Source organism: Phenylobacterium sp., from assembly GCF_035276905.1.
Classification (GTDB): domain Bacteria; phylum Pseudomonadota; class Alphaproteobacteria; order Caulobacterales; family Caulobacteraceae; genus Phenylobacterium.
On record NZ_DATELG010000129.1, the window covers coordinates 1 to 9,214 of the forward strand.

The window sequence follows — 9,214 nt, forward strand, 5'->3', positions numbered from 1 at the left end:
GCGCCTGGATCGCGATTTTGGCCGCCAGCGCTTCGGCGACGAAGGCTATGCGCGCGAGGAGCTGGTCGCCGAACTGGGGGCGGCCTTTCTCTGCGCCGACCTGGGACTGGAGCTGACCCCGCGCGAAGACCACGCGGCCTATCTGGACAGCTGGCTCCAAGTGCTCGGCTCGGACAAGCGGGCGATCTTCACCGCTGCGGCGCATGCGCAGCGCGCCTGCGACCACCTGCACAGCCTGCAACGCACGGCGCAGGAGCAGGCCGCCTGACGGCCCGCAACATCTGCGTTCCAAGCCACCCAAGAGGCTGACGGCCGGTCGAAACAGCCCTCGACCGGCCGTCAGCTTGCGTGCGCCTGGCGAAAGGCTTGATGCGTCCTGACGCCGAATCCCGGAAATCTATGGACGCCCAGAAGCTGACTTGATCCGTTGTTCTGGATTGATGGTGATTGTCATCTTGTGATTGGAGTAGAAAAGAATCATCGGAGGGCAAGATAAAAGGAGGTGATGGTCGGTGTGGTTTCTTGTATTCTATCCAATAGTTGGAATGACGGCGGACGACGTCTTCGACTTGCGGTGAGTTGAGGGGCTGAGCTGTCATTCCGGGCGGTGGAGGCGGCGCATGCTGGTCCGGGACGCCATCCAAGTCCGGCTCTCGGAGCCCGGACGAGAGGACGACAAGGCCGGCCGCGCCCGGCTGCCGAAATCCTTCAAGCGCGACCGAATGAGCGTCCGAACGGCACTTTTTCAACGCCTCGCGGCTTCCCGCCTGTTCGCCCGAGGCGACCGCGCGGGCGTGCTGCGGACTGCCCAGGCCCGGTCCGGTCGGGCCTTCCGGCTCGACGTCCGGCAGCGGGTGATCATCAAGGCGTTGGTCTCGCGGCATGCCGGCAAGGGCGCCGCCCGCGGCGCGGCGCTGGCCCAGCACATCACCTATCTTGGCCGCAGCGGCGCCGGCGCGGAGGGCGCCCGGCCCGAGTTCTTCGACCGCGAGCGGGACGGCCTCGAGGCCCACGCCGTCGCCGCGGCATGGGCCGAGGACCGACACCATTTCCGTTTCATCGTCTCGCCCGAGCACGGGGACCGGATCGCCGATCTGAAGGGCTATGTACGGGAGGTCATGTCGCGGGTCTCGGCCGACCTGGCCGAGCCCGGCCTGGAATGGCTGGCGGCCTGCCACTTCGATACGGACCAGCCGCACGCCCATGTCCTGATCCGCGGCCGGCGCGCGTCGGGCAAGGACCTGGTCATCGCGCGCGACTATATCGCCTATGGCTTCCGCGCCCGGGCGCAGGAGGTCGCCCAGGAACGGCTCGGCGACCTGTCGCGCGCCGACGCGGAACGGCGCATTTGGCGGGAAACCGAGGCTGATCGTTTCACCGGCTTTGATCGCCGCCTGCTCGAAGCGGTGGGGCCGGACGGCCTGGCCGAGGACGGCGTCGGCCGCTCCGACGCCTGGGCGGCGCTCACGCGCGGCCGCCTTCGGCATCTGGAGCGCCTTGGCCTGGCCGAGCGGGTCGGGGCGAAGTACCGGCTGGCCGAGGACCTGGAGCCGCGCCTGCGCCAGCTGCAGCTCCGGAAGGACATCATCCGCACGCTCAACCAGCGACGGCTGGAGGGAGCCAAGGACATCAGGGAATTGGGCGCCGAGCGCGTCCATGGCCGCGTGGTCCGGACAGGCTTTCATGACGAGATCGGCGCCTCAGCCTATGTCGTCGTGCGGGACGGTGAGGGCCTGGAGCACTATGCGCGGCTAGGCCTCGGCAAGGCGCCACCGCAAGTTGGCCAGACGGTGGAGCTGGCCCGCGGCGCGCAAGGCGTGCAAATCCTGTCGGCAGGCCGCAACGGACCCGAGCGCAGCATTTGAGTGCTCGCTTAGGTTGAACCTTCGCCTTGGCTTTTCGTTATCGAGGGAAATCCGCGGCGTTTTCGGTGCGCCACGGAGCAGTCGTAGGGGCTGGGGTGAATGCGTGCGGACGTCGTGCGCGTGATGGAGTTCACGGGCGAGATCGACCGGATCAAGCGGCCGGCGGAACTCCTGTCGGGGCTGAAGGAGCGGCTCGCGCCATTTGGCGTGACGTCGTTGTCGGTCAACCTGATCCAGAGCCCGGGACAGCCTGTCAGTCCGCGCGCGCTGCTCGGCGAGCAGTGGCGAGATTGGGCGGATGACAGCGGCCGCTTCTGCTATGGCGAGCACGATCCGGCGGTGCGCATGCTGCTGACCCGGTCGCGGCCCTTCGCCTGGTCCGAGGCTCTGGCCCATTTTCGTTCAATCGACGGCGACCGGCTCACGGTCGCCAACTTCGGCGTCGCCAGCCGCCGCGAAGCCTTCGTGGTCCCGGTCCGGGAGCCTGACGGAACGCTCCTGGCTACGACCTTCAGCGGTCCCCAGCTCGATCTCGCTCCAGAGGTCCGGTACGCCATGCACCTGGCCGGCTACTACTTCGCCACGCGCGGCCGGGAGATCGTCGAGGCCGCCGAGCCCGGCGCGCACTGCCCACTGACGCCACGCCAGCTGGAGTGCCTGCGCTGGGTCCACGCCGGCAAGACCGACCATGAGATCGCGATGCTGCTGGGCGTCTCCCCGCGCACCGTCCACAACCACGTCGAGGCGGCCAAGGCGGTGTTCAACACGCCGAAGCGATCGACCGCGGCATTCGAAGCTCGGCGACGAGGGTGGCTGGCGGACGCGCCCGGCGCGCCGTCCGTAACCAATGGCGTCGCGGCGCAGAACCCCGTGCGCTGGTGAGACGCGGCGAAACAGCGCCCGGGTGGCCTCGAATCCAAGGCGGGGACCGATCTCAGGGCGGCTCAAATCGTCGCACCTATGCGCGTCTTCGCTGCCCCACTACTGCCCCACTGACGCAAAACTGAGCGCGATTTTGGCGTCAGGCGCGCTGTCGCCTGGAGGGTAAATTGCTGTTTTCTAAGGAAAAAAGATGGTGGACGCGGCTGGGATTGAACCAGCGACCCCTACGATGTCAACGTAGTGCTCTCCCGCTGAGCTACGCGTCCGAACCTTTGGCTTCCCGGCGGACCGGGAGCGGGGAGGCCGGGGATATAACGGGCGACCTCGGCTGACGCAAGCGGCCGTGTGCGATGAGGTCCCGTCTTAGGCGGCGATCATCCGATCGACCTCGTGGACGATCTCGCGCAGGTGGATCGGCTTGGAAAGCACCTTGGCGCCGGGCGGCGCGCTCTCGCCGGCGGCCAGCGCCACGGCGGCGAAGCCGGTGATGAACATGATGCGCAGGCCCGGGTGCTTGGCGGCGGCCTGGCGGGCGACCTCGATGCCGTCCATTCCCGGCATGACGATGTCGGTGAGCAGCAGGTCCCAGTCCTGGTCGAGCACCGCGGCCGCCTCGTCGCCGTCGGCGCAGGCGGTCACCTCGTAGCCGGCGCGCTCCAGCGCGCGGGCGAGGAAGCCGCGCAGCGAATCGTCATCTTCGGCGAGCAGGATGCGGGCCATGAATACGCCTGAAATTCTGAATTAAAGTACGAGCTGAAGCGTGCACCATAGCGGCGCAAGCGTAAAAGCGCGATGAACCCTTTGACCGGACCCGGGCGCTGGGCGTTGAATGCATGCGATGAACGCCTGGGAGCCGATCTGCGCCGACGCGCCCCATACGGACGCGCATGAGAAGGATGCGCTTGAGAAAGCCGGCGAACCGGAGCCGGGCTTCCAGGTGCGCCGCGCCGCCGCGGACGGGGCGGCGCCGCCCACCCCGCTGGTGTTCGCCTCGCCGCATTCGGGCCGGGTCTATCCCGACGACATGATGGCCGCCGCCGCCCTCGATGCGCATGCGATCCGGCGCTCCGAGGACGTGCTGGTCGACGACCTGATCGGGCGCGCCGCCGAGCTCGGCGCGGCGGTGATCGCCGCGCGCTACGCCCGCGCCTACATCGACCTCAACCGCGAGGCCTTCGAGCTCGACCCGGCGATGTTCGTCGACGAGCTGCCGGATTTCGCCCGCGCCCGCACCGCGCGCGTCGCCGCGGGCCTGGGCGCGATCGCCAAGGTGGTCTCCGAAGGCCAGGAGATCTACGCCCGCAAGCTGACCTTCGCCGAGGCCCGGGCGCGAATCGACCAGGCGCATCGACCCTATCACGCGGCGCTGGAGCAGCTTCTGGCCGAGGCCGAGGCGGCCCACGGCTTCGTCATCCTGATCGACTGGCACTCCATGCCTTCTGCGGCCGCGCGCGCCGGCCGGGACCGGCCGAGCGACTTCGTGCTGGGCGACCGGTTCGGCGCGGCCTGCGCCGGCGTGCTGACCGCCCGCGTCGAGCGCGAGCTGGAGGCGATGGGCTATCGGGTGGCGCGCAACTCGCCCTACGCCGGCGGCTACACCACCGAGCACTACGGCCGCCCCGCGCGCCGCACCCACGCCCTGCAGATCGAGATCAACCGCGGCCTTTACCTCGACGAGGCGACGCTGGAGCCCCTGGCGGGCTTCGCGCGGCTGAAGGGGGACCTGGAGCGGCTGACGGCGGCGCTCGCCGAGGCGGACTGGGCGGCGCTGAAGGCTTAAGACTTAAGACCAGCTGCACTGAGGGCGGCCTGAAGAATCGATGAGGCCCCGCGGCAGCGCGGCCTCTAATGGGCAGCTGGTGCTGAGGCGGCTGGAACTGACGCAACGGGCGTTGCGGCAGGAGCCGGAGAAACACGGCTCTGGATCCAACCAAGGCCGCCGATAATGCCGCCGACGACGATCGCCATCACTGCAAATCCAATGCCGATCGCTGCGAAGGTATTGGTGGTGAGGTCCCGCTTGGTCGGAAGCTGGCTCGTGTTTTCAACCAGCTTGTCGAGCTTGCCGCTTATGGCATCGAGATCCTTGCGCACATATTCCATGTGCGTCTCCAGCTTAGTGACGCGAGCGTCCATGCCCATAGAGTCGCCTCCGCCGCTCCCGGTTTCAAGAGGCGCCTTGCTTTGGCGAACCTCATCTAATTGCCTTTGCAAATCGTTCAGCCGTATGAGCATCGGGCTAGCGCTTTCAGCCATGGACCTGCCCCGAGGTGAAATTCACTAGCTCCTCAACATCTTTCAATATTTCGTCATTGGTCTTTTCAAGTAACTCAATCAATCCGGCAGGTAACGCTGCTGATGGGCCGGCCTGCTGAAGGATGGCCACCAAATATGCATTGAACTTCACCTGCTTGAGCAGAATCCCCGCTACCGGGAGGGTTCCCTGCAGCATTTTCATTGTGGTGGCGTCAGGCACTTACTTTTCTCTCTGGCCGAGCGGCTTCTGAGTCACGCTACATCCGCCGGCCCCCTCCAGCAATCTGCTCTTGCCGCCTCGACATCTCTCAGCGTGGCCTGACGCATGCATCGGGGCGGCTCCCGGGCTTGGTCGCGTCGAACCGCGCTCGTCCACGACTCGAGGAGCCACGCGACTGACGCTTCCGGTAAGCTTGGGGTGGCGCGCCGGTCGTCTGCCTTTCATGACGCCGGGAGGGGGGCGAAAAAAAAGCCGCGCCCGAAGGCGCGGCAGTCATTAGGGAGGAAACGCCCAGGAAGGGCAGAGGCGTCAGGGACGCCTCACGGCCTCCTTATACGGTGCAATGCACAACGCAGCAAGTTCGGCGGCATTAAAAATTCCTCATGAAGCCATCAGCGAAGCTGATTTATCTGCCGTCGCAAGGGCTTGCGGCCGAGGGCTTCTCTCTTATATTGCTGCGCCGCACAATGAATTGGGTCCCGCGGGCGCATTCGCCGCTGGGTCGCATTCGAACTCCATGCTGGCGGTCGCGCCGCGCCTCGCCTAAAAGCCCGCCTTTCCGCCGCCGAGAACGTTCCGTCATGTCGCTCCGCAACATCGCCATCATCGCCCACGTCGACCACGGCAAGACCACGCTGGTGGATCAGCTGCTCGCCCAGTCCGGCGTCTTCCGCGCCAACGAGGCGACGGTCGAGCGCGCCATGGACTCCAACGACCAGGAGCGCGAGCGCGGCATCACCATCCTGGCCAAGTGCACCAGCGTGCTCTGGAACGGCAAGGCCGGCGAGACGCGGATCAACATCATCGACACCCCCGGCCACGCCGACTTCGGCGGCGAGGTGGAGCGGATCCTCGGCATGGTGGACGGCTGCGTCCTGCTGGTCGACGCCGAGGAAGGCGTCATGCCGCAGACCAAGTTCGTGCTCGGCAAGGCGCTGAAGATGGGCCTGCGGCCGATCCTCTGCCTGAACAAGGTCGACCGGCCGCACGCCGATCCCGACCGGGTGCTGAACGACGCCTTCGACCTGTTCGCCGCCATGGGCGCGAGCGACGAGCAGCTCGACTTCCCGCACATCTACGCCTCGGGCAAGAACGGCTGGGCGACGCTCGACATGTCCCAGCCGAATGCTGACCTGGCCCCGCTGTTCGACCTGATCGTCGACCACGTGCCGCCGCCAAGGGCCGAAGCGCGCAAGGCCGAGCCCTTCCAGATCCTCTCGGTGCTGATCGAGAACGACCCGTTCCTCGGCCGCCTCCTGACCGGCCGCATCGAGAGCGGCAAGGCCGTGCCCGGCATGGCCATCCACGCGCTCAGCCGCGACGGCAAGGAGATCGAGCGCGGCCGCATCACCAAGGTGCTGGCCTTCCGCGGGCTGAAGCGCCAGCCGATCGACGAGGCCGAGGCCGGCGACATCGTCGCCATCGCCGGCATGTCGAAGGCCACGGTGGCCGACACCCTCTGCGCCATGGAAGTCGCCGAGGCGCTGCCGGCCCAGCCGATCGATCCGCCGACCATCTCGATGACCGTCTCGGTCAACGACAGCCCGCTGGCCGGCCGCGAAGGCGACAAGGTGCAGAGCCGGGTGATCGCCGCGCGCCTGTTCAAGGAAGCCGAGTCGAACGTCGCCATCCGCGTCACCGAAACCTCGGAGAAGGACGCCTACGAGGTCGCCGGCCGCGGCGAGCTGCAGCTGGGCGTGCTGATCGAGGGCATGCGCCGCGAGGGCTTCGAGGTCTCGATCAGCCGCCCGCGGGTGGTGTTCCAGACCGATCCGGAGACCGGCGAGAAGATGGAGCCGATCGAGGAGGTGATGATCGACGTCGACGACGAGTTCACCGGCATCGTCATCGAGAAGCTGTCGGCGCGTAAGGCCGAGCTGAAGGACATGGGCCCCTCCGGCGCCGGCAAGACCCGGATCAGCCTGATGAGCCCCTCGCGCTCGCTGATCGGCTACCAGGGCGAGTTCCTGACCGACACGCGCGGTTCGGGCGTGCTCAACCGCGTGTTCAGCCACTACGAGCCCTACAAGGGCGCGATCGACGCCGGCCGCAAAGGCGTGCTGGTCTCCAACTCCGACGGGGAAACCGCGGCCTATGCGCTGTGGAACCTGGAGGAGCGCGGGACGATGTTCGTCGGCGCCGGCGAGAAGACCTACCAGGGCATGATCATCGGCGAGAACAGCCGCGCCGACGACCTCGACGTCAACCCGATGAAGGCCAAGCAGCTCACCAACGTCCGCGCCTCGGGCAAGGACGAGGCGATCCGCCTGACCCCGCCGCGCCGGCTGACGCTGGAGCAGGCGATCGCCTACATCGAGGACGACGAGCTGGTCGAGGTGACGCCGAAGTCCATCCGCCTGCGCAAGCAGGTCCTGAACCCCAGCTTCCGCAAGAAGCGGGTGAAGGAAGAGGCGTAAGACTCACGATGCCTGCCCTGCGGGGCAGGGCTATAGCATATGAAACGTGTTCATCCTTCTCCCCTTGCGGGAGAAGGTGGCTCGCGCAGCGGGTCGGATGAGGGGGCGAGCCGCCCTTGAGGATCGGCTTCGCCGAAACCACGAAAATCACGAAATACACGAAAGCAGGCGCGAAGCCCGCCGGAGGATCTTCAGCGCCAGAAGTGGAAGGCGCGCCAGCCGGCGCCGATCGCGTCGAGGTCCAGGCCGAAGACGGCGCTGAGGCTCGCCGCCGCCCGGAAGAGGCCGGCGCCCACGCCGGGCACGAAGAAGACGGCGAGGAACAGCAGGCCCATGGCCAGCCCTTCGGCTTTGCGCAGGTGCGGGGCGAGCGTGGTCGGCAGGTACGGGCGCAGGGCGTTGAACCCGTCCAGACCCGGGATCGGCAGGATGTTGAGGATCAGCGCCATGGCCTGCAGGAAGGCCAGCAGGCTGAGCGCCGGAAAAAGCGCGCCCTGCGCCCCCTCCGCCGCCCAGATCCGCAGCACGCTGGCGAGCACGACGAGCAGCACAAGGGTGGCGGCCGGCCCGGCCAGGGCCGCGGCGCTGCGCCAGGCGCGGCTGCGCATCAGGTCGTTGCGCAGATAGACCGCTCCGCCGGGCAGGGCGACGCCGCCGAGCGCCAGCGCCAGCAGGGGCAGCGCGAGGCTGGTCCCGACGTCGCCGTAACGGCGCGGATCGAAGGCGAGGTAGCCCTTCTGGGCCACCGTGTGGTCGCCGCCAAGGTAGCCGACCGCGGCGTGGCTGAACTCGTGGGCCATGACGCTCAGCACCCAGCCCAGCATGACGAAGGCGAAGGTCAGGACGCCGGGCGCATCGTCGAGCCGCGCGAGGCCATAGCCCATCGCGGCCCAGGCGAGCAGCAGCCCCGCGCCAAGCGCGTTGGCCGGGCGCGGCGGATCGGCGGCGGGTTGTGTCTGGACGGTCTCGGTCACCTGGCGCACAAGGTGGGGACCTGCGGCGCCGTGGTCAACTGCGGCGCCATAGAACCGGCGCAGTCCAACGGCTAGACCCTAGACCATTCGCCGCCGAAGTGGAGGCCGGTTCGGCGCAGCGAATGGTCTGACTTCAAAGACTTATGAGCCTTGGCGGTTCATTCGAACCGCCAAGGCTCCGGCCCCCGGAGAGATGAGAGCCGTGCCGCCTTCGACCGACGACGACAATCCGTTTTCGCGGGCCTCCGCCTGGCCGAAAATGCCGCAGGCCCCGTTCCGCATCGGCCCGCTGCCCAAAGCCGGCGCGCCCGTGCAGCCTCCGGCGCCCCAGCCGGTGCCGCCGCAGCGCCCGGCCGGGCTGCTCGCCATGCCGCAGCAGCGCGAGCAGGACACTTCGGTGGCCGGTTTCTTCGGCTCCGGGCCGATGGGCGGGGCGACGCACGGCGCGGCCTTCCTGCGGTCGCCGCCCAAGCCTGCGGCGACGCTCGCGGATACGCCGGCGTCGGTCGCCGTTCCGCCCCCGGCGGCGCAGCCGGCGCCGCCCGTCGAACGCGAGCGGCCCCCGGTGGAGCTCGCCGAGGTCGAGGTGGTCGGTCGGCG

The 9,214-nt window shown here is 68.1% G+C and carries 9 protein-coding genes, 1 tRNA gene and 1 pseudogene; 6 read left to right on the forward strand and 5 right to left on the reverse strand.

Annotated elements, in window-relative coordinates; all coding sequences use genetic code 11:
• The 3 genes from VJS38_RS05915 to VJS38_RS05925 form a co-directional block, all read left to right on the forward strand.
• The coding region (locus VJS38_RS05915) for a zincin-like metallopeptidase domain-containing protein (RefSeq protein WP_324087231.1) at nt 1-268 on the forward strand (268 nt) is incomplete at its 5' end.
• 352 nt (nt 269-620) lie between these two features.
• Entirely contained in the window at nt 621-1,865 is a 1,245-nt protein-coding gene (locus VJS38_RS05920) for a DUF3363 domain-containing protein (protein WP_324087232.1), read from the forward strand.
• A 99-nt stretch (nt 1,866-1,964) separates the two neighbouring features.
• Nucleotides 1,965-2,747 carry a helix-turn-helix transcriptional regulator gene (locus VJS38_RS05925; protein WP_324087233.1) on the forward strand — a complete coding sequence of 261 codons (783 nt, stop codon included), beginning with the start codon at nt 1,965-1,967 and terminating at the stop codon, nt 2,745-2,747.
• A 191-nt stretch (nt 2,748-2,938) separates the two neighbouring features.
• On the opposite strand, the gene VJS38_RS05930 is transcribed toward VJS38_RS05925, so the two are convergent.
• A tRNA-Val gene (locus tag VJS38_RS05930) sits at nt 2,939-3,013 on the reverse strand.
• Nucleotides 3,014-3,110: 97 nt separating this feature from the next.
• On the reverse strand, nt 3,111-3,467 hold the full coding sequence (gene cpdR, locus VJS38_RS05935; protein ID WP_324087234.1) for a cell cycle two-component system response regulator CpdR: 357 nt from the start codon (nt 3,465-3,467) through the stop codon (nt 3,111-3,113).
• 118 nt (nt 3,468-3,585) lie between these two features.
• On the opposite strand from cpdR, the gene VJS38_RS05940 reads away from it, so the two are divergent.
• Complete coding sequence (locus tag VJS38_RS05940; protein WP_324087235.1) at nt 3,586-4,527, forward strand: N-formylglutamate amidohydrolase; 942 nt, start codon at nt 3,586-3,588, stop codon at nt 4,525-4,527.
• 65 nt (nt 4,528-4,592) lie between these two features.
• On the opposite strand, the gene VJS38_RS05945 is transcribed toward VJS38_RS05940, so the two are convergent.
• Nucleotides 4,593-5,003: a hypothetical protein gene (locus VJS38_RS05945; RefSeq protein ID WP_324087236.1), complete on the reverse strand. Its 411-nt coding sequence runs from the start codon at nt 5,001-5,003 to the stop codon at nt 4,593-4,595.
• The gene (locus VJS38_RS05950; RefSeq protein WP_324087237.1) at nt 4,996-5,223 is read right to left on the reverse strand and encodes a hypothetical protein; all 228 of its coding nucleotides are present in this window, start codon (nt 5,221-5,223) and stop codon (nt 4,996-4,998) included. The genes VJS38_RS05945 and VJS38_RS05950 overlap by 8 nt, the downstream gene beginning before the upstream one ends.
• A gap of 581 nt (nt 5,224-5,804) precedes the next feature.
• Between VJS38_RS05950 and typA the strand changes: the two genes are divergently transcribed.
• Nucleotides 5,805-7,640 carry a translational GTPase TypA gene (gene typA, locus VJS38_RS05955; protein ID WP_324087238.1) on the forward strand — a complete coding sequence of 612 codons (1,836 nt, stop codon included), beginning with the start codon at nt 5,805-5,807 and terminating at the stop codon, nt 7,638-7,640.
• Nucleotides 7,641-7,831: 191 nt separating this feature from the next.
• On the opposite strand, the gene VJS38_RS05960 is transcribed toward typA, so the two are convergent.
• Nucleotides 7,832-8,614, reverse strand: a complete 783-nt coding sequence (locus VJS38_RS05960) for a site-2 protease family protein (RefSeq protein WP_324087239.1) — start codon at nt 8,612-8,614, stop codon at nt 7,832-7,834.
• A 202-nt stretch (nt 8,615-8,816) separates the two neighbouring features.
• On the opposite strand from VJS38_RS05960, the pseudogene VJS38_RS05965 reads away from it, so the two are divergent.
• Nucleotides 8,817-9,214, forward strand: a pseudogene (locus VJS38_RS05965) (hypothetical protein); the annotation flags it as partial.